The organism is Noviherbaspirillum sp. (genome assembly GCF_036563305.1).
Lineage (GTDB): Bacteria > Pseudomonadota > Gammaproteobacteria > Burkholderiales > Burkholderiaceae_D > Noviherbaspirillum.
The window spans coordinates 325,817-351,664 of the sequence record NZ_DATCMQ010000014.1 but is presented as its reverse complement, the minus strand read 5'-3'; the positions used below and the strand labels follow the sequence as shown (position 1 = coordinate 351,664).

Below are 25,848 nucleotides of genomic sequence, written 5' to 3'. Positions count from 1 at the left end.
CTGTGCATACCCTGCGCCCGGTAACCTCCGGTGTATGCCACGGGCCGAAGGCAGCCGCCTGGAACGAGAAGCGGCAGGACATGGCCGCATGGGGTCGCGGTACGGGTCGGCAACGCGCTGTGCAGGATCGCCCTCGGCGAGAACCGGCTGTCCGTTTCAGCGCGATGCCGTGGCTATTTCCGCAAGAATCCTTGCCAGCGTCTCCAGGCTGACGGGCTTTACCAGGTGGTAGTCGAAGCCCGCCGCCCTCGAGTCGTCCCGGTCCTGGGTCTGGCCGTAGCCGGTAAGGGCAATCAATACGGCCCGCTCCATCTTCGGCAGCGCCCGCACGCGTCGCGCAAGCTGGAAACCGTCCATGTCCGGGAGTCCGATATCCAGCAGCAATACATCGGGCCGCTCGCGATGCAACCGGTGCAGCGCGCTCTCGCCGTCATGTTCGACTGCCACCTTGTGCCCTCCCACTGCAAGCAGCAGGGACAATGTCTGCGCGGCGTCCGCATTGTCGTCGACAACCAGGATACGCAGTGCGTCGGATGCGCGCACGTCGTCCTTTTCATCCGCCACGCCGGCTCCCGCGTCCCTTGCCCGAGGCAACCGCACGACGAACTCGCTCCCCCGGTTTGGCCCGTCGCTGCGGGCCTCCACACTGCCCCCGTGGAGAATGACCAGGTTCTTCACCAGGGCGAGGCCGATGCCAAGTCCGCCCTGCGAACGTGCCAGTGTCCTGTCGGCCTGGGTGAACAAGTCGAAAACGTAAGGCAGGATCTCGGGGGAGATACCCGTTCCGTCATCCCGGATGCGGACCTCGACCCTGTCATCGTCGACCTCCACCTGGAGCGTGATATGCCCTCTTGGCGGGGTATATTTCGCCGCGTTGTTCAGGATGTTGGAAAACACCTGGATCAGGCGGGTGCGGTCGCCGATCACATGCGCGGGTTCTCCGGAAAGCTGCAGCGTCAGGCAATGCCGGCGCGAGTCGATCAGGCCGCGCACCTGCTCGACCGCGTTCGTGACGATGCCATTGACATCCAGCTCTTCCCGGTCGAGCGTGATCAGGCCGCGCGTGACGCGCGACATGTCGAGCAGGTCGTCGACCAGTGCCGTCATGTGCTCTGCCTGCCGGGCGATGACGGCACTCGCGCTCTGGATGCCCTGGGCGTCCAGGTGGCCGAGCTTGAGCAGCTCCGCCGCTGACGTGATCGGTGCAAGCGGGTTCCGCAGTTCATGCGCAAGCATTGCCAGGAACTGGTCCTTCTGGCGATTCGCGGCGCGCAGCTCGTCCTCGGCCTGCTTGCGCTCCGTGACATCGCTGCCCTCCGCGAAAATGCCGGTGACAACGCCACTGGCGTCGCGGATGGGCTGGTAGACGAAATCGACATAACGCTCCTCCAGTGACCCGTGCGGCTCGCGCTGCAGCTTGATGGGCATGGATCGGCCGACATAGGTCTCTCCGGTCGCATAGACATGGCCGAGCAGGTCCAGGAAACCCTGTCCGACCACCTCCGGCAGCGCCTCCCGCACCGGCTTGCCGACGATCGGGCGATGCCCTACCAGCTGCAAGTACGCGGTGTTGGTCAGGTCAAACACATGTTGGGGGCCGCGCAGGATGGCCATGAAGCCCGGCGCCTGGTCGAACAGCGTGCGGAAGCGGTTGTTCTCTTCGTTGCGATATTTTTCCGCCAGCACCTGCGCCGTGGTTTCCACGCAGGTGCAGTAGATGCCCTTCACCTCGCCGTGCTCGTCATGGAGGGGTGAATAGGCGAAGGTGAACCAGGTCTGCTCGTTGTAGCCATGACGATCCATCAGCAACGGCAGGTTCTCCCGGTAGGTGGACTCGCCCGCAAGTGCGCGTTCGATCAATGGATGGACGTCATGCCAGATCTCCGACCAGATGGCATGGAAGGGCCTTCCCATTGCGGCAGGATGTTTCCCGCCGAGCACCTGGATATAGGCGTCGTTGTACAGGAAACCGAGTGCCGCCCCCCAGGCAATGAACATCGGAAAATCGCTGTGAATCATCATGCCGACCGCGGTGCGCAGCGCGGGAGGCCATGTCCGGGGATGATCGAGCGGGGATTGCGACCAGTCGTGGGCGCGCATCATCGCGCCGGTGGTTCCGCCGCCTTCGAGAAACTTGAGCGAAGCGAGGCTCCTTGTTGCGTTGTCGTTCATGTTGCACCTGTGATACCCCGGGAAGTGCCGCGATTGCAGCGCCTGCGGCGTACAGGATTGGCGCAGGATCGACGGTTAGAGGATTGCACCCGCGAACAGGTTCGCCGACGGCGGCAACCTCCGGTAACGGCGAAATTGCTGGCCGGCTCCTCACGCCGCGCGCGGTCCGAGGCATTTCCGTGCAGACCGGCAAGGATGCGGACCACTATGACGGCAGGCAGGCCGCATGCGTTGCGGCCTGCCTGCCGTCGCTGGCGAACTCACGGGCAGTCAAGGTGCGGCAAGGCAAATCGACGGAGAATCCCGCGTTACACTGGCCTTGCCATCGATCCGGCTGTCCCTGATTGCAGGGTGGCCGGCACGTCATCGAGCGCGTTCTTCCAGGGCCAGACCCGAACATCGGCAGCGCCGGCCTATCCCGAAACCGGCATGTACCCGGCATCGTGGCCGACACAGCGGCATTCACTCCTTCGTCTGCGCATCTTTTGCGGTGTTCTCCAGCTTCTCGCCGCCTTCCTTCACTGCCTCACCCGTCTTCTCACCGGCGGACTGCAATGCCTGCCCGGTCTTTTCGCCCGCCTTGTTGAGTGCCTCTCCCGCCTTGGCGGCCGCAGCGTCGACCTGGGCGCCAGCTTTTTCCGCAGGTCCTTTACCCGCGGTCGCGTCGTCCTTGTTCTGGCATGCGCCCAGTCCCGCAAGGAGGCCCAGCGCAACCAATACACCACTTAACTTGTCCCTCAACATCATAACCTCCAGTCATGTAACGTGGCTTGCATCCCGCTCGCGGTCATGCAACTCCCTTGCTTGGGTTCCCGCCCGCCGCTTGCGTTCCCCGGCGGGGCTAAACGGACCTGCACGATCGAAAGCCGTCACCGTGCGCGGCGGCCGCGTCAGCGGACTGGAAGCACTATCCGGCGCTGATGACAGGAAAAGCAGGAGGCGGCGGTCAGGTCTTCGGCGCGTCGCAAATCGACCTGGCGATGATCTCCTTCATGATTTCCGAGGTTCCGCCGTAGATGCGCTCGATACGCGCGTCGGCATAGGCCCGCGCGACCGGATACTCATGCATGTAACCGTAGCCGCCGTGCAGCTGCAGGCACTCATCCGCCACCCTGCCGAGGAGTTCCGAATGCCAGAGCTTGCCGGCCGATGCGCCGACGGCATCCAGCTTTCCCGCAAGGTGCATCTCGATCAGGCGATCGCAGTAGGCCCGCCCCGCCTGTAGTTCCGCGAACAGACCGGCAAGCTTGAAGCGGGTATTCTGGAAATCCGCGATGCGCTGCCGGAACGCCTTGCGGTCCTTCACATACGCCAGCGTCCAGTCGAGGACCGCTTCCGCGCGCGCCTGGCACTGGACCGAAATCAGCAGGCGCTCCTGTGCCAGCTCCTGCATCAGGTACCGGAACCCCTTGTTTTCCTGCCCCAGCAGATGGTCCCGCGGCACTTCGACATTGTCGAAGTACAGCTCCGCGGTGTCCTGCGCATGCTGGCCGATCTTGTGCAGGTTCCTCCCGCGCGAGAAGCCGGGCATGTCGGCCGTCACGACAAACAGCGAGATCCCCTGTGCGCCGCGCTCCGCGTCTGTCTTGCAGGCGACCACGATGACGTCGCTGTTGTTGCCATTGGTGATGAATGTCTTCTGCCCGTTGATGATCCACCCGTCCCCGTTGCGCTCGGCCCTGGTCGCGATGCTGGCGAGATCGCTCCCGGTCCCCGGCTCCGTCATGGCGACCGCGCCGATCAGCTCCCCGCACGCCATGCGGGGCAGGACGCGCTGCTTCAGGCTGTCCGCGGCATGATGCGCGATATAGGGGGTGACGATGACGGAATGGAGCGAAAAGCCCGGGCCCGTCGCCCCTATCCTGCCGAGCTCCTCGGACACGATGAAGTCGTGCAGCAGGTCGCCGCCGGGTCCGCCCGCGGATTCCGGCAGCCAGCAGCACAGCAGTCCGTACTGGCCGGCGCGCATCCACACCTCGCGCGGCACGCCCTGTGCGCTTTCCCATGCCGCGTGGTGCGGCGCTATCTCATTTTCACAGAAGCGGCGCACCTGATCCCGAAAGGCATCGTGCTCCGCGGTGAAAATCGAACGTGTCAGCGTTTCCATATCGTCTCCTGTTACTCGCAGCGTGTCTGTATCGTTATCCATCCGGGCTGCTACGGCTCGCGCGCGGGATCGGAATCGCCGCAGACGCTGTACGCGGCGAGCCGCGGACCGGCAAGCCGATGCGCTTCATCGTGACTGGCTATTTCCACACGAAGGCCGGCGTCCATCCGGTTGCGCTGAACGCAGCGCGCAACACGTCCTCGGTGCTCTGCTTCGCGGTTGCAATGACGTGCGTCTCGCCGCAGGCGCGCTCGATGTTCTTCTGCACAAGGGCCAGGGCGTTGTTGATCGCCTGCGTCCGGTTCCGGGAGTCGGGAACGAAGGGCTCGATGCCTTCGCTCGTCACCGCGTAGAAGAAAGACCCTCCCTTTTCCCTCGGCGCGTGGTTTATCCTCGCCTGCAGGGGACGCGGCGACGGAAGAACGACGGTGAGCCTGCGTTCCTCACCATTCACCTGCTCATACCTGGCGCTTCCCAGGTTGGTCGCCACCGTGCAATCCCCGCGCGCCACCAGCAGGACTTTCGTGCCCCCGAGCCGCAACTCCCACTGGGACCACGGGATATCGAGCGTTCGTTTCTGCGTGAATTCGAAGACGTCCGAGTAGTTCAGCTTCACCGCCACCAGGTCTCCCATCTTTTCAAGCGAAACGATGGGCGGAGGCGCTGCCGGTGACAGCCTCGGCGCGAGCAGCCAGGTACCGGCGACCCCGACGGCTGCGGCGGCGGCCAGGGACAGCATCCATGTCAATCTGGGGGAAATCGCCATCGGCTTTTCTTTCTGCATCAACAGGTCCACGCGTCCGACTATGACATGACGGCAGTGGTGTTGCAATGCTGCTACCGACGGCGAAAGGCGGCCGGTACGCCGCGGCGGGCAGGCCTGTGCATCAGGCGGACGCCGCTCGGGTGGACGCCGACGGCGCGGAACAAAAACAGGCAGCAAAAAGAAACGCCCGGCGCGAGCCGGGCGCTTCAGGGCATCGCCCGTCGCAGGGTAGGGAATTACTCCTTGCCGCCTTCCGGCAGGGCAACTTCCTTCATCTCCTTCACCATGTTTTCCCCGAGGCCTACGCCGCCTGAACGCTGCGGCTTTGCCGGGGCGGCCGGCGTCGGGGTTGCCGCCGGCGCCGGGGCTGCGGCAGGCGTTTTGGCGCCGGTTTCGGCCTGGGTACCGGCAGGCTGGGCCGGAACATTTGCCTTGCCGTTCGCCGGCTTGCTGCCCTCAGGCGTGGCGTCGGCGGCAGGCTTTTTTGCCGCCGTCCCGGCCTTGCCGTCGGCTGCGCCCGGTTTTGCCTTCGTCGCCACCGGCGCTGCGACGGCTGCCGGCTTCTTTGCCGCCTTCTCCGGCAGCCTTCCTGTCGGCGCCTTGCCGAAGGAGGCGCCGGGCGCGGCAGAAGCCGGCTTCGGTGGAGTATTGCCGGTCGCCCTGGCATTGTCCGCCTGCGTCCCGCTTCCTGCGGGCTTGTTCGCGCCACCCGCGGGGAGGCGTCCGGTGGGCGCCTTCGGGAAGGTGGTGCCCGGGCCCTTGTTGGGCACCGCCTTCTGCGCCCCGTTGCTGGACGCGGCAGCGGGCGCGAACTTCTGCGTACCGCCTTCGGCGCCCTTTTCCCCGGCCGGCTTCTGCGCAACGACTTGCGTGCGCGCCGGCGTCTCCGGTTTGGCTTGCTGCTGCGCCTGCGGCTTGCCTTCGGCTTGCGCCGGCCTGGTGCTGTCGCTCGGTTTCGCGCTGTCGCCGGCTTTGGCGCTGGCCGCCGGCCTGGAGGCATCTCCCGCCTGGGCAGCATCGGCGGCGGGCGACTTGCCGTCGGCAGGCTTCTGCGGCGTACCGGCGGCGGCCTTGTTGTCGGCCTTGTTGTCGGCCTTGTTGTCAGGCTTGTTGTCGCCGGTCCTGGAGGCGGACGGCGTCGCATCGTTTGCCGACGTCGTCTTGCCCGCCGTGCTGCTCGCCGAATCGCCAGCGCCCTTGACACCATCACCACCATTGCCGCCGTTCTGGCCACCGCCGGGCTTCTTCGCGGTCTTGCTTTCGCCCGCGATATCGAAGTCGGCACCGACAGACGTGTCCTTCCGTTCCGCCTTGGTCTGGACCAGGTTGCCGCTGATTTCCTTGCCTGCGTCACCCTTGAGTTCGGCCTCCTGGCTGACGACATTCCTGCCGCTGACGGTCAGCTTGCCGCCTGCGTTGACGCTGCTGGTGGCGGAGTCGACCTTGTCGTTAAGCTCGAAGCCGGCGCCCAGCTTGCCGCCCTTGCTCGATTCCTCGCCGCCGCTTTCCATCTCGGCCCGCAGTTCGGCGCGCACGCTGCTGCTTGACTGGGTGTTCTTCGCGGCGTTGAAGGCGACATCGCCACCGGCCTTCACGGAGGCATCGCCTTCGGTCGCCAGCTGCGTTCCCTCGAAGCTGGCATTGCGTCCGGCCGAAATATCGATGCCGCCCTTGGCATTCAGGCCGGAGGTGACGGCGGTGCTGGACGAGGCCTTGGACTGGTTGTAGCCCACCCCTGCGCCCAGGCTCCGGTCGCCGCTCTCGCCGCCGGAGCCCTTGCTTGCGGACAGCGACAGATCCGCATTGAACGCATTGCTGCTGGCCTGCGCCTCGTTGCGGGCCGCGTCGAACTTCACGTCACCCTTGGCATCGATGCCGATCTTGCCATCCGCATCGAGATTGGTACCTTCGAAGCGGGCGTCGCCCTCGGTGGTCTTGACCTTGATGTTGCCGCCCTTGATGCTGCCGACCACCGCATCCGAACTGGACGACTTGCTGCCCTCCTGGCCGTACTCGGCATTCAGGCTGCCGTTCTGCACGTTGAGGTCGACCTTGACTTCGCCCATGGCCTCGCGCGAACTTTCCGAACTGGTGCTGGTGTTCTTCGCCGCCTTGAAATCGAGCGAGCCCGCCTCCAGCGACACGTCGCCCTTGCCTTCGATATTGGCGCCCTCGATCGTGGTCTTGCCGCTGCTTCTCGAGTTGATGTTGCCGCCGCTCTTGATCGACACCGTCACCGCTTCCGAGCTGCTCTCGCTGGACGATGCACTGTTGTGCTCATACCGTGCCTTCACCCCGACGCCGGCGCCGGCGTCGGTGGTCGTTCCGCTGCCCGCGCCGATCACCCCGGCATTCGCCTTGGCGCCGGCCTCGGCGTGCGCTTCCGCATAGAGGCCGATCTTGGCATCGTGCATGGTGCTCGATTCGCTGGAGTAGGAGCTGTTCTCCGCCGCCTTCATGGTGATGGTCTTGGCTTCCTGGTTGAAGTCGCCGCCGACCTCGTAGGAGGTGCCCTGGTCGGTGATGTTTTCCGCCTTGCGGTTCATGTTGCCGCCGACCTTGAAGGTGGAGACCACGGCGGTGCTGCTGCCTTCCTCGCTCTTCTCGCCCTTGTACTGGTAATGCACGCCGGTGCTGGCTTCCGCCTTGGCCTCCGCCGACACTTCGGCACCCGCGCCCGGCGCCAGGCCCATGTTGCTCTGGGCGCTGGCCTTGGCGCTGGCCTCGGCACTGGCGCCGCCGTCGATGTACAGGCCCGCGGTATGCTGGCTGCTGCTGCTGGTCGAGCGCGTGGTGTCCTGCGCCGCGAGCATCTGGATGTCCCTGGCCTGCATGTCGACGTCGCCGCCGACCTCGACATTGGCGCCCACGAACGTTGCCTTGTCGCCGTTGGTCTTCAGGTTGCCGCCGATCTTGATGTTGGCGGCGGTGTTGGTCAGGCTTTCCTCCAGCGAGTCGCTCTGCTTGCCGCGCCAGCCGAGGGTCGCGGTCGAGCTTGCCTCCGCGCTGGCCTCGGCCGCCGCCTTCGCCGACAGGCTGTTGGCGCTGGCGCGCGCGCCGGCCGAGGCTTCCGCCTTGGCTTCGCTGTCGATATACAGGCCGACGGAATTGACCGTGGTGCTGGTCGTGGTGCTCTCGGTATTCTTCGCGGTCAGCACCTGCAGGTCCTTGACGTTGAGGTCGGCGTCGCCGCCGACTTCGAGGTTGGCGCCTTCCAGCACCATCTTGTCGGCGTTCTTCACCTTGAGGTCCTTGCCGACCGTCAGGCTGGATACCACCGCGGTGCTCTTCTCATGCCGCGTGGTCGAGGTAGTCATCTCGGCCAGCTTGAGTTCCTGGCTCGATTCCGCGCTCGCTTCGGCGCTGGCGTTGGCGCTGGCCGATCCCTTGCCGGCCTTGGCGCCGGCTTCCGCACTGGCTTCGGCGCCGGATTCGGAATCGATCTTCAGGAAGGTGGTGGTCTTGGTGGTGGTGGTCGTGCGCTCCTCGTCCTTGCCCGCCAACAGCTTGACTTCCTTGACATCGAGGTCGGCTGTGCCGCCCACATCCATCTTCGATCCTTCCAGCGTCATGGTCTTGCCGCTCACGGTGGCGTCGCCGCCGACCTTGATGCCGGAGCCGACATTGGTGCCCTTGAACGCATCGGTCTTGGTTTCGCTGGTGCCGTACAGGCCGCCGCCGACACCGAGTCCGCTGACGGTGGAGATGGTATGGCTTTCGACCGTGTCCTGGCGCGCAAGGACGTTGAAATTGCCGCCCGCATCCACCTTCATGTCGCCGCCAACTTCCACGCTCGAGCCGGCGATCGTGGTGTCGTTGCCGCTCCTGATCTTCAGGTTGCCGCCGGCACCGAGGGTGGAGCCGATGTTGGTGGTGGTGATGACGTTGTTCGTCTCCGACCCGCTGGAGAACAAGCCGCCGGTCCGCTTGTAAGTGGTCTCGGCGCGCTTGTCGACGATGGTGTCGAAGGTCACGTCGTTGCCGGCGGCGAGCGAAACATCGCCCTCGCCTTTCACCACCGCGCCCTTGACCGTGATGTCCTTGGCGGCATCGAGGTCGAGCTTGCCGGTCGCCGTGATGCCGGCGGTCTTGCCGATGACGGTGGCGTAGGAGCTGTCGTCGCCCGCGCCTTCGGCCACCGTTTCGTTCCTGATGCTGCCCTCGGTCGACTTCAGGCTGACGTCGCCGCCCTTGATGTTGCCGCCGGTGTTGGTGATGTCGCCCTTCGACGCGATCGCGAGCGTGTTGTCGCCCTTGATCGTGCCGCCGGTATTGTTCAGCGATGCGACGTCGAGCTTCATGTCGGTGGCGGCGATGACCGCGCCGCCTTCCACCATCGCCCTGGTGCTGGCGGCGAGGTACACCACCGGCGCCAGCACCTTCTGGCCGCCGACCGTGGTCTCCACCATCCACACGATGTCCTGCGCGAGACCGGCAAGCTGCCCCGGCGTCGGCGCCTGGCCGAACTTGAGGCCGAGCGTCTTGCCCTGGTCCGCCGCCTGGTCCATCAGGCGCTGCATCTGCGCGGCTTCGTCGCCGTAGCCCTTGAGGATGTTGCTGCCGGTCTGGTTGATCAGCTGCTGGCGGATCAGGTAGGCCTCGTAGTTGGCATCGCCGAGACGCTTCTGCACCGTATCCGGGTTGTAGCCGTAGCGCACCGCCAGATAGTCGGAGCCGACGAAGTTGGAGCCGACGTTGAAAAGCGGATTGGTCTCCACCAGGTAGCGGGCATCCGGATCCTCGGCCGGCACGAAGTAACCGTTCGGATTCGTGGGTACGGTGAGATTGAGTCCGCCAAAGGAGATGGCACTGCCGGGCACCACGCCGGCCCGGCTGCCGCTGCTGGCCCTGCCTGCCCCGGTGATGGCGCCGGCGGTCGCGGCCGTCTTGCCGCTGGCGCCGATGACGGCGCCGGCACTGCCCGCGGTCGCCCCGGTGGCCGACTTGGCCGTCACGTTCCCGCCCACGGCGCCGCCTGCCTTGACCCGGCTTGGATCGTCCGGGTACGGCGAGCTGGCGTTGTTCAGGGTGCCACCGGTGAAGCTGAGCGCGGTGGCGAAGATGCCGGCGCCGAATCGCTTCTCCACTTGTGCGCCGCTGCGGATGGCGCCATCCATCGCGCGATCCCGCGCCCAGTCCTGCAGCCAGCCGGGGAAGCCGTCGCCGGCGACATGATCGCTGCGTGTCCAGCCCGCACCCGGGTTCCAGTCATGCCAGTTGCAGGCGCCGTCGCAGTCGTCCGGATTGCCGTCCCAGGTCTTGCGGCTGGTGCTGATGCTTGCCCAGGTCACGAAATCGTCGTCGTCCGAGCTTTCATCCTCGACGCGTATCCAGCGCCGGGTGTATTCGAACTGGTGCAGCGTCAGGTCCTCGTTGGTGAAGGTGCCGCTGCCGCTGATCGTCATCGTCGGCGCCGACATCACGGCGATTTTGTTGAGTCCGCTGCCGCCGTAGTTCAGGACAAGCGTGCTGTTGCTGCCGTTGGCGACGATCTGCGCCTTCGGCAAGGCAGCCAGTTCCTCCTCGGAGATCCCCACCAGTTGTTCGCGCCGCGAATAATCCTCGTCCACCACCCACACGTTCGAGCCATAGTCGAAGGAGGCCTCGCCGGCGATCTTGTTCTCCCGCCAGTTGCGGGTATTGAACGCCGCGCCCAGTGTCTTGGTGATGGTCCTGCCCCCGACCACCGTCTCGTTCCTGAAGCTGCTGGTCGCGGTGATGCGGATGTCGCCGCTGGCGACGACGGCATTGTTGTTGGTGAAGTCCGCGCTGCTGGTCGTGATGGTGCCGCTGCTGTCCATCGTGCCGGTGCCGGCGCGGTTGATGATGGCATCCCCGGTGGCGGTCAGGTTGAGCGCGCTGCCCGCGTACAGGGCACCGTGGTTGTCGATGTCGCCCGCGCCGCTCGCCTCGAGGTTCAATGCAGCCAGCGAGGACAGGCCGCCGGTATTGCGGTTGCTGATACCGGCTGCGGTGATCGTCAGGTTGTCATTGGCATGGATGGCGCCAAAGTTATCCAGCGCACCGCTGGCGCTGATCATGCTGGCGCCGCTCTCGACCGCGCCCAGGATCACCGCCCGGTGATTGCTGCTGCTGCCGTTGACGAGCGACGCCACGTTCATCGTCGTGCCGCCCATGGCCGTGACGCGCCCCTGGTTGTCGACATTCCCGCTGGAGAGATGCAGCGTCGTGCCGGCAAAGAGAGTGCCGTCGGACTGGTTGCGCAGGCTGACGGGATTGCCCAGGTTCAGCGTCATCGCTGCGCCGGACTGGATGCGTCCGGCGTTGGCGAACTCCAGCGCCGACGGGCCTGTGCTCATCGTCAGCGCGCCGTCGGCGATCAGCTTTCCGGCCGCGTGATTGACGATACTGCCGCCACTGGCCACCGCCATTACACCGCGCGCATGCACCTGGCCGCTATTGAGGAGCGTGGTGCCGGAGGCGCCGGTGGCGGTCAGGCTGAGCGCATTGCCCGCTTCGATGCTGCCGGCGTTGTCGAGCGCCGCGCCGCGGAGTGCCAGCGTGTCGCTGCCGCCGGCGGCGACGATCTTGCCGCCGTTGACCATCGCGCCGGAAGTCGCAAGCGCAAGGCCGCCCGCCGACTGCAGCGTCCCCTGGTTGTCGACCGGGCCGCTGAAGCTCAGGCTGCCGTCGGCGCCATTGCTGGTGCTGGCGAGGAAGGTACCGGTGTTGCTGAAGCTGGCGCCGGAAACGGCAGTGCCGGCGGTCGCCTGCACCGTGCCCGCGTTGGAGACGACGCCGGCCTTGATGTCCAGCTGGTTGGCGAGCAGCACGCCGTCCGCCTGATTGCTCAGGCTGGACGCCGCGTGGCCGGTTTCGCCGATCGCCAGTTGCGTTCCTGCCTGGATCAGGCCGGCGTTGGCCACGGTGAAATTACCGCCGGCGGTGCTCAGCATGACGCCGGCTTCGCCGATTACCGTGCCGCTGTTCCCGATCGCCGCACCGGTATTCAACCGCATGTCGCCATTCGCGTGGAGCCCACCGCTGTTGCGGAAGCTGGTGCCGTCCGCGGCGGCCGCACTCGCAAGCAGCGTGCCGCCGGCGTCGATGGTGCCGCTGTTGTCGAACGTGTCACCGGAGATCTGCATTGCACCATTGCTGCCGCCGCTTTCGGCGGAGAACGCGAACAGACCACCGCTGTTGGTCCAGGCACCGGCAGCATCGATCGTCACTGCGCCCTTGCCTTGCAGTATGCCGCTGTTGTCGAAGCTGTCGCTGAGCGCAAGGCTGGCGGCCGCGCCGCTGATGTCGGAGGCAATGAAAGTGCCCGCGTTGTCGAGCCGGGCTGCCGCCAGCGTCGTCCCGGCGTTGGCCTGGATCGCGCCGGCGTTCGTCACCGCGCCGGCCCGGATGCTGAGCTGGCCGGCCAGCATCGCAGCGTCGGCGAGGTTGGCGATGCTGGCCGCGACATGGTTGGCGTCGCCAATGTCCAGCCGCGTGCCGGCTTGCATCAGGCCGCTGTTGGTCACCGTGAAATTGCCGGCCGCGGTGCTGACGCTGACGTCGGCGTCGCCGATCACCGTGCCGCTGTTGTCGAGCGCGGCGCCGGCATGGAGCGTCATGCTGCCGGTCGCCTGCAGTGCGCCGCTGTTGCTGAAGCTGGTGCCGGTGTTGGCGGCCGCGCTGGCCAGCAGGGTGCCGGCGGCGTCGATGGTGCCGCTGTTGCTGATCGTTTCGCCGGTCATGCGCATCGCGCCCGCGCTGCCGCCATTGGCGGTGGAAAGCGCGAACAGGTCGCCGCTGTTGGTCAGGCTGCCGGCGGCGTCGACGTTCAGCGCGCCCTTGCCTTGCAGCGTGCCGCTGTTGTCGAAGCTGCCGCTGAGCGTAATGCTTGCGGCAGCGCCGCGGACGTCGGAGGCGATGAAGGTGCCCGCGTTCTCCAGCTTTGCGGCCGACAGTGTGGTGCCGGCGGTTCCCTGGATCGCGCCGGTGTTGCTGACGCTGTCCGCCCGCACGCGCAGGGCGCCATCGGCAACCAGGGTGCCGCTGTTGACCAGGCTTTCGCCGCCGCCGCCGTTGCGGTCGGCCAGGTCCAGCGTCCCGCCGGCGTGCAGCGTGCCGCTGTTGGACGCCGTGCCGTCGATACGGGCGGTCATGCTGCCCGCATCGGCGGTGATGGTGCCGGCATTGTGCAGGCCGTTGCCTGCGTTCAGCGTCAGGTTGCCGTCGGCGCTCTGGATGCCCTGCGCAGCACCGTTCACCGTACTGATCGCGCCGCTTGCGGACAGGTTCAGGTCATTCTTCGCGCGAATGCCGGCAGTACCCAGCGACAGGTCGCCCTGGTCCGCCGTGAGGTCCAGCGTGCTGCCCGCGTAGAGCGTGCCACCACCGGCGCCTACCGCGAGATTCCCGGTATCCGTCATCAGTGCGCCGCCGGCTCCATAGCTGACGCCATCCAGGCTGGCCGCGCCGCTCACATCCAGGGTCAGCCTGCCTGCCGCGAACCGCTTGTTGTTGTCGGCGCCGCCGGTGCTGCTCGCGTCGTCGGTCAGGCTGCCGAGGACACCGGTGAGATCGGTTCCGGCAACCAGCGTGCCGCCGGAGATCGTGGCGCCGCCGCCAGCGGCGGTGAAGTCGAGCTTGCGCTTGGCCGACAGGCTGGCGTCGCTCAGTCGGATCGCGTCGCTGCCGCCCGCCGTGCTGGTCAGCGCCAGGTCGCGTTCCGCCGATACCTTGCTCCTGATGTCCACCTTGCCGGCGGACGTCAGCGTGAAGTCGTCGGCGCTGGCGGCGGCGTCGCCGAGCATGCGCACGCCGACGCCTGCTTCGGTGGCGATGATCCGGATACGGCCGGCATACATGCCGCCCAGCGCGGTGGAGTCGATCGCATAGGCCGGCTTGCCGTCGGCCGGCGCGGTGCCGCCGGTGACTTCCCGCGTCACGTAGCTCCACTGGTTGAGCCCGGTGAAGATGCCGATGCTGCCGCCAGCGGCGGTATTGATCTGGCCGTCGATCCGTACCGACCGGGTGACCAGGTCGAGGATCTGCTGGGCGCTGGTGTTCAGGCCGCCGCCGTTGACCAGGATGTCGCCACGATTGACGCTGAAGCCGGTCACGCTGCCGTCATAGCCGAAGTTCGGCGTGCCGGTGGTGAGGGTGACGCGGTCGGTGTTGATGAAGCCGCAACCGGAGCAGGTGATGCCATACGGGTTGGCGACGATGACGTCGGCGCGGCCGCCGAGCACTTCGGTGAAGCCGTTGAGCGCGCTGCGGTTCGGCGCCACCACTTCGTTCAGGATCACCCTGGCTTCGGCTGCCAGGTTGACGTTGCCGACCACCTGTCCCGCCAGCTGCGACTGCCTCGCCGCCTGCGACGTATTGCCGTTGTTGAGCACCATGCCGTTGGTCTGCACATCGTACCGGGTGTACTGGTTGTGCGAGACGCCGGCGCCGTTGGCGGTATTGATGTTCACCACCGGCACGCCGTTCGGCGAAATGTAGGCATTGGCCTTGCCCCCGGCGACCGGGACCACGGTGGTCGCCGGCACCACCTGGGCCAGCGCGGGCGGGCCGAGGATGACGGCGCCGACCGCGGCGGCGGCAATCGCCTTGGCCCGCGTCGAACGGCTCGCCTTGCTGCGCCCGCGGGCGATTTCCGATGCGACGACGTAGGCGCCGCGGGCGGCGCTCCATACGATACGGTAGGCGCGGTTCATACTTGCATGCTTGTCCATGGTCGGCTCTGGGTCAGATCGAATAATTCAGGCGCACCCAGGTCTGGGAGCCTTCGCGATGAAAGAAACTGGGCATGGAAATCGGACGGGCGTTGGAGATGTCCACGCTGAGGCCCTTCCATGCAGTCGAGATGCCGATCGCGCAGCCGATCAGCTCGCCGCTGGGAATGTCCGCCACGCGGTTGCTCACCTTGCCGTAGTCGAGGCCCGCGTAGACGCGCAGCGGCAGCTGGGTGCCGGCGAGGTTGACGACAGGCTGGGCAGCCAGGTCATTGCGGATGAAGAAGCCGTTGTCGCCGGACAGCGCGTTCTTCACGAAGCCGCGCACGCTGTAGATGCCGCCGATGAGCAACTGCTCCGAACCGTACAGCGTATGCTCCGAACGCTGCCCGGTGAAGCTGGTGGAGATGCTGAAGTTGGTCCCGCCCACCTGGAACGGCCGGAAGTAGCTCAGCGCAAGCTTGTACTTGTTGAACTGCGCGCGCGGCGCATAGCCAGGCAGATAGCCCGGGTCTTCGAGAGCACCGGCGAAATCGAGGCCGCGCGAGATGCCGGGTGCAATCTCCAGCACGCCGCCGGCAACACCAGTGCTGAAGCTGGCGTCGAGATCGAGCACCGACAGCTTCCGGCTGCTCACCGCCAGGTATTCGCCCGCCAGGTAGTTCTTCGAATTCTTGATGTTGAGCGTGCCCGACATGGTCAGGCGCGTGGCCTGGTCCCGATACATCACCCGGTCCAGCCGCCAGGTATCGTTGGCGCTGTTGCCGGTGGCGCGGAGGTCGAGGCCGCTCGGCATGTGCAGCGTGCTGACGTAGCGCGAGCGGCTGGCCGAGACCGAGAAGGTGGAATAGCGCAGCGGCAGCACGAAGCTGGCGCTGTCGCTGGCGGAAAAGGTGCGGCGCGTGGTGTCGGGATGCGATTGCCGGTGGCTGAACAGCAGCAGTTCGTTGAGGCTGAGCAGGCTGTCGCCGATGACGCTGGCGCCAAGCTGGGTCTTGCCCGTGCCTTCCGAACCCTGGTTGTCCACGCTGAGCGACGCATGCAGCGGCGTGCGCGGCGCGTTGCGGATGACCACCTTGCTCGCCCCCGGCCGGTCGCCCGGCTGTATGTCGAGCTGCGCGTTGTTGGAAGAGAGCTTGTTGACCTGGTCGATGCCCTGCTCGAAATCCCGCAGGTTGAACAGCTCGCCGGCATCGGGGAACACGGTGCCGATACGGATGCTGTCCTTGCCGCCGTCTTCAAGCATGATCTCCTCGATCACGCCTTCCAGCACGGTGATCTCCAGCCTGCCGCTGCTCAGGTCCTGCTGCGGCAGGTAGGCGCGCGTGGTGATGAAGCCGCGGCCGATGTAATCCTTGGTGATCTCGCCCAGGATCTGCTCGATCTCGCCGACGCCCAGGCACTGCCCAGTGAAGCGGCGGGAAATGTCCTCCCGCACCCGCTCGCTCAGGTTCGGCGACCCGGTGATCACGATCTCGCGGATGTCACGGCATTTCCTGCCAATGCCGGAAGCGTCGATCCTGGGAACCAGGCTGTCGGTGTCGATGCCGGACGGCACGCGCCGCGGCTCGGTGATGGCCTCCAGCTCGCGTTGTACCCGCTCCTGATTCTGACGCTGCAGGATCTCGGCCTGCCGTGCGGCTTCGCGCGTGTCTGCGGCAGTCTGGGCAAATGCGGCGGGCGCCAAGGCGACGCTGAGGCAAAACAGGAATTGCAGGCGTCGCGCCGACCTGGGCGAATAGCTGCGTGGATGATGCAAGGGCATGGGTATTTCCGGGGGATGAAGCAGTAACTGGCGGGTTTGGTGGATCTTCGGCTATTGACGCAACGGGGCAACCGCAGGAGAAGGAGAATTCTCTGAAGAAATATTACGAGGTGTAACAGTACTGATGCTGGCCGAAGATTTCTAGAGAGAAATAAGAGAAATCGCGGAATCGGTGCGTTCGGTTGCGAAGGAGCAACAAGGGAAACCAGATGGCGCTGAGGCAGGACGTAAAGGCCGAGTTTGTGGACAGGCGCTCGTCGTTGCCCCAGGCGGTATCACGTCGCAGTTATCGACCTGCAGTATGAATTGTGACCGGGAGTCGGTAAGCGCCGCGTCGCGCGCGTGACGGCACGCATCGCCTGCCCCGCAAGCAATCCGATGAACTGAAACTTTTTGCATCGCCTTGCCACGGATGAAGACCGCAACTCCACTTTCTTCCCTATGCCCTTCCCGCCAGTGCACGCTTTGCAAACTGTGGCTCCCATGACGCAGCAGCCTGCTGCCGCAAGCGAAGCCAACGAATCGACAACGACCACCGAAGGATGCGTCCGCCGCCCGGACAGTGAGCCGCCATTGGTCCATCAGGTCGGTGGAAAAAGACCGAGGAGGCTCGTGGATGCGACGCAGAGAGAGATTGCAGCCGCCGACGTTTACCGCGAACAAGTCCTGTATCACGTGACCACTTCCGAGGCGAAGCAATCGATCCAGGCACGCGGCTTCCTCGGAAAGGCGAAATCAGCAGGCGCAACGGCCGAGCTTGCGGCGCAGGTAACCATGCAGCCGGGCTTTAACCGAAACGCCGGGACGCATCATTACGCGTTCACGGATACGACGAGCGCAAAGACATTTCAGAATGCGAATCTCAGAACAGCGCGCAACCCGGCAATCACGCGATTCTTTCGAGGGGAGATCCCGTTCGAGAACGATCCTGATTTTTCGTCGCCCAGTGCGAGAAGGACGCCGATGGACGTCCCTGCCGGGCAAGTGCTGAAATCGCGCAGGCGCCCCGCCACCGCGGAGGAAGGAGAAATGATGCGACGATTGCTCGTTCAGAGAGGGATCGACGTCACGGGACCGGAAGGCGGCCGGCTCCTGCGCGAGGTTCAGTCCGATTCAGAAGACGATTTCTCTCATGATGAAAGCACTGCAAAGCCGTTCTGGCAGGGGATACGCGAAAGCGGGACACCGCATTCAAAAGAGGCATTGACGAAAGAGCTTAACGCTTCGTCAAAATAAGCCCTGGGGCGGGGGGCAGACCCGGAAGGTACGTACCTGACCTTTCCGCACATGCGCCGGCGGCATCACCATCACGCGTGCGAAGTGGAAATGCCAGCCGCCCAGCCATCCAGCCGCCTCCAGCAGGCGAAGCGGCTCATTTCTGCATCGCGCCAAATGCAACCCCCAATGCGAGCCCGATCGCCGTGCCGACCGCCAGACTGTCATACATGGAACCGATTGCGGCACCCAGCGCCAGTCCGATCGCCATCCAGTTGCCCATCGTTTTCCTTCATATAAGAGGGTAAGTCGCCGGGCCCACCCCGGCTTCTTCACCCGCTCCGCAAGCTCGCCTTCATGCAGGACGCGGGGAATGGCAAGCGCCGTGGATCGAAGCGCGGCATGACGATGTGACAGGACGGGGCAATACCCCTCCCGCACCCGCTTTGTTTCCATGCGGCTTCAGCCTCGCTTAAGCTAGCGCAACTATGCTTGGCGCTCCATTCATCCGTTCGCTTTGCCATGACCCGTCGTTCCGGCAACAAGGAGCCGATCCCGGTTCGCGTCTTCCTTGCGGCGGCCCTGCTACTTGCGCCCGTGATTGCGACCGCCTCGTCTCATGGTGATGTATTGCGGCTGTCGCCTGCCGACGGTGTCTTGGACCTTCCGGACCTGCCCGGTGTGCCCGAGGCCGGCAACTGGCAGCTCGACATCGCCGAATCGCAGGCGGCGCTCGGATTCGCGAGCGCGGGAGAACGCTGGGATGCCCGGGTCGACTACCCCTTGGGGATGCCGCCTTCGATGCGACTGACGCACACGCGCCGACTGACCGACAAACTCGGCGCCGGCGCCAGGATGCAGCATGGCGCGGACGCCTCCGAGGTGCTGCTCAATGCCGTGTATGCACACAAGCAGAACATGCGGATCCGCATGGCGGCCGGGCAGCGCAGGATTCCGGGCGACGAGAATGGCGGCGCGCCCGTGGTGCAGCAGAGCTATCTCCTCGGCGCCAGGAAATACTGGCGCCGCACGCCCTGGACCGATGCGTCCATCACCATGTACGCGGGCAGGGCGCGCAATTCATCCGGGTCCATGCCGGAGGTGTTCGAGGACGACGGCATGGCTGCCGCCGACGACCTGCCCTGGCGGGACATCGGCAGCAGCAGGATTCGTGGCTCCTCGCTGCGGCTCGGCTTCGCGCCGGCCATGCATACCCGCGTCGAGCTGCAGCACGACTTCCTGCGCACATCGCAGTATGTCCATGGCCGTTTGCTGGATTCGGAGGCCGAACGGGTCGCGCGGGTCCGGCTCCGGCAGGAGTTCAGGGGTTGCGTCATGCTGAGCGGCGGCTATGCGGACGGACAGGGCGGACGGCAGCTCGACCTGCAGCTGCGACACGCGAACTGGCGCGTCCATTTGCAGCAGAACCTGGCCACCGAAGCAGCGCCCTCCGTCTGGATCGGCTATTCGCGCACCCTCGGCGAGTCAGGCGCTACGGCCACAGCCTGCGCGCGTGCGCAAGACGACCAGCGCTTCGAACCGATGCTCAGTGCGGCGGCAAGCCGGCCGGTCGACTTCGCGTATGCGCCGCCGCCCGACCTTCCTGTGGAATAGGGGCGCCTTCAGCCGCGACGACCATCTTCCGGTGTTCAGCACCCGTTATTCAGCACGCCGATGCGCGCTAGTCACGGATCTCCAGCGCGCGATTGAGGCTGAGCGCAGCCAGCGAACAGACCGCGCCCGACAGCAGGTACAGGCTGACGTAGGACAGCCCGAAATGTGCCGACAGGCCGAGCGCCACCAGCGGCGCGAAACCGGCGCCGACCAGCCAAGCCAGGTCCGAGGTCAGGGCCGCGCCGGTATAGCGGTACTTCGCCGGGAAGTTCGCCGTCACCGCGCCCGACGCCTGTCCGTACGACAGCCCGAGCAGGCAGAAGCCGAGCAGCACGAACAGGTTCTGGCCGAGGACGCCGCCGGCCAGCAGCGTCGGCACGAACCAGCTGAACAGCGCGATCAGCGCCGCCAGCGCACCCAGCGTGGTGCGCCGTCCGTAGCGGTCGGCGATCGCCCCGGAGGCGACAACACCGCCGGCCGCCAGCATGGCGCCGGCCATCTGCACCAGCAGGAACTCCGCCACCGAACGGGTCGAGTACAGCGTGATCCAGGACAGCGGAAATACCGTCACCAGGTGGAACAGCGCATAGCTGGCCAGTGCGGCGAGCGCGCCGATGACCAGGTTGCGGCCTTGCGAGCGTGTCATTTCAATCACGTTGGTCGGCTCGAGCTCGCGTTCGGCCAGCAGCCGCGCATATTCCTTTGTGGAGACCAGGCGCAGACGCGCGAACAACGCCACCACGTTGATGGCAAACGCGACATAAAAAGGATAACGCCAGCCCCAGCTCAGGAATTGTTCATTCGACAGCTCGCCCAGGAGCAGCGCGAACAGGCCGGCCGCGAACAGGAAACCGAGCGGCGCGCCGAGCTGGCCGACCATCGCGTACCAGCCGCGCCGGTGCGGCGGCGCATTCAGTGCCAGCAGTGATGGCAGGCCGTCCCAGGAACCGCCGAGCGCGATACCTTGTCCGATGCGCAGCAGCGCCAGCAGGACGATGGCATTGAAGCCGAGATGGGCATGCGTCGGCAGGAAGGCGATGCCGGCGGTGGACAGCCCGAGCAGGAACAGCGCCGCGGTCAGCTTGGCCTCGCGCCCGAAGCGGCGCTGCAGCGCCATGAACAGCACGGTGCCGAACGGGCGCGCAATGAAGGCGAAGGAAAAAATCAGGAACGCATACAGCATCCCGTACAGGCGTTGCTCGAATGGAAAGAACACCGCCGGGAACACCAGCACCGAGGCGATGGCGTAGACAAAGAAATCAAAGTACTCGGATGCCCGGCCGATGACCACGCCGATGGCGATTTCGCCGGGCGAGATATCCGGGCGGGCGGCGCGCGTGTTGAGTAGGTCGTCCACGATCGAACGCGCGGGCGGAGTACCGGGGCGGCCGCTGCCGCCGACGGTGGTCCTGGATATCGTCATTGCTCCTCCAAACTGGATCAAACGCGTGCGCGCCCCAATATCGTTTTGTTATGGGCGCCGCGGGGACCGGACAGGGGTGGGACAAAATGTCCAATCGCGAGCGGGAACACGCGCGAGTAGAGTAGCAGAATCTTGACCTGTATTCTTGACTCCGCAGAATGACTCTGATATCCGCCCGTCGCTTGCTGATGGCGCTGCCGCTGGCCCTGCTCGCGGGCTGCAACACCATCGTCATGAATCCCTTCGGCGACATCGCCGCCCAGCAAAGCAAGCTGATCGTCATCTCCACCCTGCTGATGCTGCTGATCATCGTACCGGTGATCGCCCTGACCGTGCTGTTTGCCTGGCGCTACCGCAAGGGCAACACCAGCGCAAAGTACGATCCGGAGTGGGACCATTCCACCCGACTGGAACTGGTGATCTGGGGCGCGCCGCTGCTGATCATCATCGTGCTGGGCCTGCTGACCTGGATCAGCACCCACAGGCTCGACCCCTACCGCCCGCTGGAACGCATCGACGCCCAGCGTCCTGTCCCCGAAGGCACCAAGCCACTGGTGGTGCAGGTGGTGGCGATGGACTGGAAATGGCTGTTCATCTACCCCGAGCAGGGCGTGGCCACGGTCAACGAGCTGGTGACGCCGATCGACGTGCCGATCCGCTTCAAGCTGACCGCATCGCATGTGATGAACTCCTTCTACATCCCGGCGCTGGCCGGCCAGATCTATGCGATGCCCGGCATGGACACCACGCTCAACGCGGTGCTCAACAAGACCGGCGAATACGAGGGCTTCTCCGCCAACTACAGCGGCGCCGGCTTCTCCCACATGCGCTTCAAGTACCACGGCGTGTCCGATGCCGACTTCGACAGCTGGGTCGCCAGAACCAAGTCCGCCGGCGGCACGCTGGAGCGCGACGACTACCTGGCGCTGGAGAAGCCGAGCGAGCGCGAGGCGGTGCGCCGGTACGGCCGCGTGGCGCCCGCGCTGTACGACGCCATCGTCAACCGCTGCGTCGCGCCCGGCACCACCTGCATGAAAGACATCATGGCGGCCGACGCCAAGCGCATCCGCGACGCGGCCGCCCGCAATGGCGCGGCCCGCAACGACGCCGGCAGCCGGCATGAAGCGCATAAAGAGCATGACGCGCACGCAGCGCCCGCCCGGACGCCCGCCCCGGTCGCCCGCGCCGAAGGCGACGCCGCCACGCACCAACATACGCACTAAGAGTCCTTATGCAAGTTCATCACGAAACGACCAGCTTCCTCTTCGGCCGCCTCGGCTGGCATTCGCTGCCCTACCACGACCCGATCATCGCGAGCACTTTCGCGATGGTGGCGCTGGGCGGTCTCGCGGTCTTCGCCCTGATCACCCGCCACAAGCTGTGGGGCACGCTGTGGCGCGACTGGATCACCAGCATCGACCACAAGAAGATCGGCATCATGTACATGATCCTCGGCCTGGTGATGCTGCTGCGCGGCTTTGCCGACGCCATCATGATGCGCATGCAGCAGGCGGTCGCCTTTGGCGGCGACCCCGGCTTCCTGCCGCCGCACCACTACGACCAGATCTTCACCGCCCACGGCGTGATCATGATCTTCTTCGTCGCCATGCCGCTGGTCACCGGCCTCATGAACTACGTGGTGCCGCTGCAGATCGGCGCGCGCGACGTCGCCTTCCCGTTCCTGAACAACTTCAGCTTCTGGATGACGACCTTTGGCGCGGTGCTGATCATGGCGTCGCTGTTCATCGGCGAATTTGCCACCACCGGCTGGCTCGCCTATCCGCCGCTGTCGGGCATCCTGCAGAGTCCCGGCGTGGGGGTGGACTACTACATCTGGGCCTTGCAGATCGCCGGCGTCGGTACGCTGCTGTCCGGCGTGAACCTGATCGTCACCATCGTCAAGATGCGCGCGCCCGGCATGAGCATGATGAAGATGCCGGTGTTCACCTGGACCTCGCTGTGCACCAACGTGCTGATCGTGGCATCGTTCCCGGTGCTGACCGCGGTGCTCGCGATGCTGTCGCTCGACCGCATCTTCAGCACCAATTTCTTCACCAACGACCTTGGCGGCAACGCCATGATGTACGTGAACCTGATCTGGATCTGGGGCCACCCCGAGGTCTACATCCTGATCCTGCCGCTGTTCGGCGTGTTCTCCGAAGTCGTCGCGACCTTCTGCGGCAAGCGCCTGTTCGGCTACACCTCGATGGTGTACGCGACGGTGGTCATCACCATCCTGTCCTACCTGGTGTGGCTGCACCACTTCTTCACCATGGGCTCGGGCGCCAGCGTCAACTCGTTCTTCGGCATTACCACGATGATCATCTCGATCCCGACCGGGGCCAAGATCTTCAACTGGCTGTTCACCATGTACCGCGGCCGCATCCGTTTCGAACTGCCGATGATGTGGACCGTCGCCTTCATGATCACCTTCGTCATCGGTGGCATGACCGGCGTGCTGCTGGCGGTGCCGCCGGCCGACTTCGTCCTGCACAACAGCCTGTTCCTGATCGCGCACTTCCACAACGTGATCATCGGCGGCGTGCTGTTCGGCCTGTTCGCCGGCATCAACTACTGGTTCCCGAAGGCCTTCGGCTACAAGCTCGACACCTACTGGGGCAAATGGTCGTTCTGGCTGTGGGTGACCGGTTTCTGGATGGCCTTCATGCCGCTGTACGTGCTCGGCCTGATGGGCGTCACCCGCCGCATGAGCCAGTTCCAGGATCCGTCGCTGCAGATCTGGTTCCAGGTTGCCGCCTTCGGCGCACTGCTGATCGCCGGCGGTATCGGTGCGATGCTGATGCAGTTCTATGTCAGCTACAAGCGCCGCCATGCGCTGCGCGACGTCAGCGGCGACCCCTGGAACGGCCGCACGCTGGAGTGGGCCACCTCGTCGCCGCCGCCGGACTACAACTTCGCGTTCACCCCGCGCGTGCATGCGCTGGACGCATGGGATGACATGAAGAAGCACGGCTACGTGCGTCCGCTGGAAGGCTTCGTGCCCATCCACATGCCGAAGAACACCGCGGCCGGCTTCATCATCGCCGCGCTGTCGGCGCTGATCGGCTTCGCCCTGATCTGGCACATGTGGGCGCTGGCTGCGGGCGGGTTCGCGGTCCTGGTGGCCGGCACGATCGCCCATACCTTCAACTACAAGCGCGACTATTACATCCCGGCGGACCAGGTGGTCCGCACGGAGAATGCGCGCACCCGACTGCTGGAAAGCCATGTCTGACATCACTGCAAATAGCGTCGACGCCCTGCAGGAGGCGTCCAGCTCGCGCTACTTCGTGCGCGAGCATCATCCCGAAAACGGCACGCTGCTCGGTTTCTGGCTCTACCTGATGAGCGACTGCCTGATCTTCGCCTGCCTGTTCGCCGCCTATGCGGTGGTGGGCCGCAACTACGCGGGCGGGCCGACCGGCGCCGAGCTGTTCGACCTGCCGCTGGTGGCGACCAATACCGCGCTGCTGCTGCTGTCGTCGATCACCTACGGCTTCGCCATGCTGGAGTCGCAGCGCAAGCGCCTCAACAGCGCCCTGGTCTGGCTCGGGATCACCGGCCTGTTCGGCGCCGGCTTCATCGCGCTCGAACTGTACGAGTTCGCCCACCTGCTGCACCAGGGCGCCGGACCGCAGCGCAGCGCCTTCCTGACCGCGTTCTTCGCGCTGGTCGGCACCCACGGCCTGCACGTGAGCTTCGGCATCATCTGGCTGGTGACGCTGATGTTCCAGCTGAAGAAGCACGGCCTGATCCCCGAGAACAAGCGTCGCCTGATGTGCCTGTCGATGTTCTGGCACTTCCTGGACGTGATCTGGATCGGCGTATTCACCTTTGTCTACCTGATGGGAGTCCTGCCTTGAGCGCGCACCACGATCTTGCGGCGCATGCCGCCGGCCACGGCCATCACGATCAACACGACCACGGCCACCACGGGGACGACGGACACGACCACGGCAGCGTGAAGAGCTACACCATCGGCTTCCTGCTGTCGGTAATCCTCACCGCCATCCCGTTCTGGCTGGTGATGGGCAATGTGTTCGAGAGCTCCAGCACAACCGCGATGGCCATCCTCGCCCTGGGCGCGGTGCAGATCGTGGTGCACATGGTGTACTTCCTGCACATGAACTCCCGGTCGGAGGGCGGCTGGACCATGCTGGCCTTCCTGTTCACGCTGGTGCTGCTGGTGATCACGCTGGCCGGCTCGATCTGGGTCATGTACCACCTCAACCACAACATGATGCCGGGCATGACGGCGGATTCGCCGCATCAGATCCACGACATGCCATGACCCGGGTGCGCGGCCAGGGGTGCTCCAGGACGTGCCGGCGGCCGTCCGCCCCGCCCGCGCGTCCCGCCGGCCGCGTCGCCCCGGCACTGCTGGCCGTGCTGGCGCTGCTGGCCTGCGCCGTGCTGCTGGGCCTGGGTACCTGGCAACTGCAGCGTTTGCAATGGAAGCTGGCCCTGATCGAACGCGTCGAGCAGCGCGTCCATGCCGCGCCGGTGACGGCGCCCGCCCCGCCCGCCTGGCCCGCTGTCACCGCCGCCGCCGACGAGTACCGCCGGGTCAGCCTGGCCGGGACTTTTCTCGACGACAGGTCCGTCCGCGTGCAGGCGGTGACCGCACGCGGCAGCGGTTACTGGGTGCTCACCCCGCTGCGCACCGATGCCGGCTGGACCGTGCTGGTCAACCGCGGCTTCGTCGGCGTCGACGCCACCGGACGCGCGCCGGCCATTGCCGACCCCGGCGACGCGCGCGTCACGCTCAGCGGCCTGCTGCGCATGGCCGAACCCGACGGTGGTTTTCTGCGCAAGAACGATCCGGCGACCGGGCGCTGGTACTCGCGCGATGTCGACGCCATCGCGCAGGCACAGGGCCTCGGCCAGGTCGCTCCCTATTTCGTCGACGCCGACGCCACCCCTGGCGCTGGCCGCCCGGGTGTGCCCGTCGGCGGCATGACCGTCGTCCGCTTCCACAACAATCATCTGGTCTATGCGCTGACTTGGTATGCTCTTGCCTTGATGGTGGCGGGCGCCGCTGGATGGATCTGGCGCCAGGAACGCAAACAGCGGACGGAGCGGGCACAGTGA

General features: G+C 65.7%; 15 protein-coding genes. 7 read left to right on the top strand and 8 right to left on the bottom strand.

Annotated features, from left to right (window positions below):
* Positions 1-156: 156 nt before the first annotated feature.
* From VIM12_RS14415 to VIM12_RS14390, 6 genes are all read right to left on the bottom strand, one after another.
* Complete coding sequence (locus VIM12_RS14415; protein ID WP_331942355.1) at positions 157-2,172, bottom strand: hybrid sensor histidine kinase/response regulator; 2,016 nt, start codon at positions 2,170-2,172, stop codon at positions 157-159.
* A 462-nt stretch (positions 2,173-2,634) separates the two neighbouring features.
* Entirely contained in the window at positions 2,635-2,919 is a 285-nt protein-coding gene (locus tag VIM12_RS14410; RefSeq protein WP_331942354.1) for a hypothetical protein, read from the bottom strand.
* 199 nt (positions 2,920-3,118) lie between these two features.
* Complete coding sequence (locus VIM12_RS14405) at positions 3,119-4,279, bottom strand: acyl-CoA dehydrogenase family protein (RefSeq protein WP_331942353.1); 1,161 nt, start codon at positions 4,277-4,279, stop codon at positions 3,119-3,121.
* Between the two features lie 139 nt (positions 4,280-4,418).
* Positions 4,419-5,063 (bottom strand): DUF4230 domain-containing protein, encoded by a 645-nt coding sequence (locus VIM12_RS14400; protein WP_331942352.1) that lies wholly within the window; start codon positions 5,061-5,063, stop codon positions 4,419-4,421.
* A gap of 218 nt (positions 5,064-5,281) precedes the next feature.
* Positions 5,282-14,722 (bottom strand): hemagglutinin repeat-containing protein, encoded by a 9,441-nt coding sequence (locus VIM12_RS14395; protein WP_331942351.1) that lies wholly within the window; start codon positions 14,720-14,722, stop codon positions 5,282-5,284.
* Positions 14,723-14,753: 31 nt separating this feature from the next.
* Entirely contained in the window at positions 14,754-16,505 is a 1,752-nt protein-coding gene (locus VIM12_RS14390; RefSeq protein ID WP_331942350.1) for a ShlB/FhaC/HecB family hemolysin secretion/activation protein, read from the bottom strand.
* A gap of 483 nt (positions 16,506-16,988) precedes the next feature.
* On the opposite strand from VIM12_RS14390, the gene VIM12_RS14385 reads away from it, so the two are divergent.
* Positions 16,989-17,741 (top strand): hypothetical protein, encoded by a 753-nt coding sequence (locus tag VIM12_RS14385; RefSeq protein ID WP_331942349.1) that lies wholly within the window; start codon positions 16,989-16,991, stop codon positions 17,739-17,741.
* Between the two features lie 136 nt (positions 17,742-17,877).
* Here VIM12_RS14385 and VIM12_RS14380 read toward each other — a convergent pair whose 3' ends face one another.
* Positions 17,878-18,003: a hypothetical protein gene (locus VIM12_RS14380; RefSeq protein ID WP_331942348.1), complete on the bottom strand. Its 126-nt coding sequence runs from the start codon at positions 18,001-18,003 to the stop codon at positions 17,878-17,880.
* Positions 18,004-18,242: 239 nt separating this feature from the next.
* Between VIM12_RS14380 and VIM12_RS14375 the strand changes: the two genes are divergently transcribed.
* Positions 18,243-19,334: a hypothetical protein gene (locus tag VIM12_RS14375; RefSeq protein ID WP_331942347.1), complete on the top strand. Its 1,092-nt coding sequence runs from the start codon at positions 18,243-18,245 to the stop codon at positions 19,332-19,334.
* A gap of 67 nt (positions 19,335-19,401) precedes the next feature.
* On the opposite strand, the gene VIM12_RS14370 is transcribed toward VIM12_RS14375, so the two are convergent.
* Positions 19,402-20,757: an MFS transporter gene (locus tag VIM12_RS14370; protein ID WP_331942346.1), complete on the bottom strand. Its 1,356-nt coding sequence runs from the start codon at positions 20,755-20,757 to the stop codon at positions 19,402-19,404.
* 158 nt (positions 20,758-20,915) lie between these two features.
* Here VIM12_RS14370 and cyoA point away from each other — a divergent pair, with 158 nt between their 5' ends.
* From cyoA to VIM12_RS14345, 5 genes are read left to right on the top strand one after another with little or no spacing between them, the layout of a single operon-like run.
* Complete coding sequence (gene cyoA / locus VIM12_RS14365; protein WP_331942345.1) at positions 20,916-21,980, top strand: ubiquinol oxidase subunit II; 1,065 nt, start codon at positions 20,916-20,918, stop codon at positions 21,978-21,980.
* Between the two features lie 8 nt (positions 21,981-21,988).
* Entirely contained in the window at positions 21,989-23,992 is a 2,004-nt protein-coding gene (gene cyoB, locus VIM12_RS14360; protein ID WP_331942344.1) for a cytochrome o ubiquinol oxidase subunit I, read from the top strand.
* The gene (gene cyoC, locus VIM12_RS14355) at positions 23,985-24,620 is read left to right on the top strand and encodes a cytochrome o ubiquinol oxidase subunit III (RefSeq protein WP_331942343.1); all 636 of its coding nucleotides are present in this window, start codon (positions 23,985-23,987) and stop codon (positions 24,618-24,620) included. The genes cyoB and cyoC overlap by 8 nt, the downstream gene beginning before the upstream one ends.
* A complete protein-coding gene (gene cyoD, locus VIM12_RS14350) occupies positions 24,617-25,048 on the top strand; it encodes a cytochrome o ubiquinol oxidase subunit IV (RefSeq protein WP_331942342.1) in 432 nt (143 codons plus the stop codon). Before cyoC ends, cyoD begins: the two co-directional genes overlap by 4 nt.
* Entirely contained in the window at positions 25,045-25,848 is an 804-nt protein-coding gene (locus VIM12_RS14345; protein ID WP_331942341.1) for an SURF1 family protein, read from the top strand. Before cyoD ends, VIM12_RS14345 begins: the two co-directional genes overlap by 4 nt.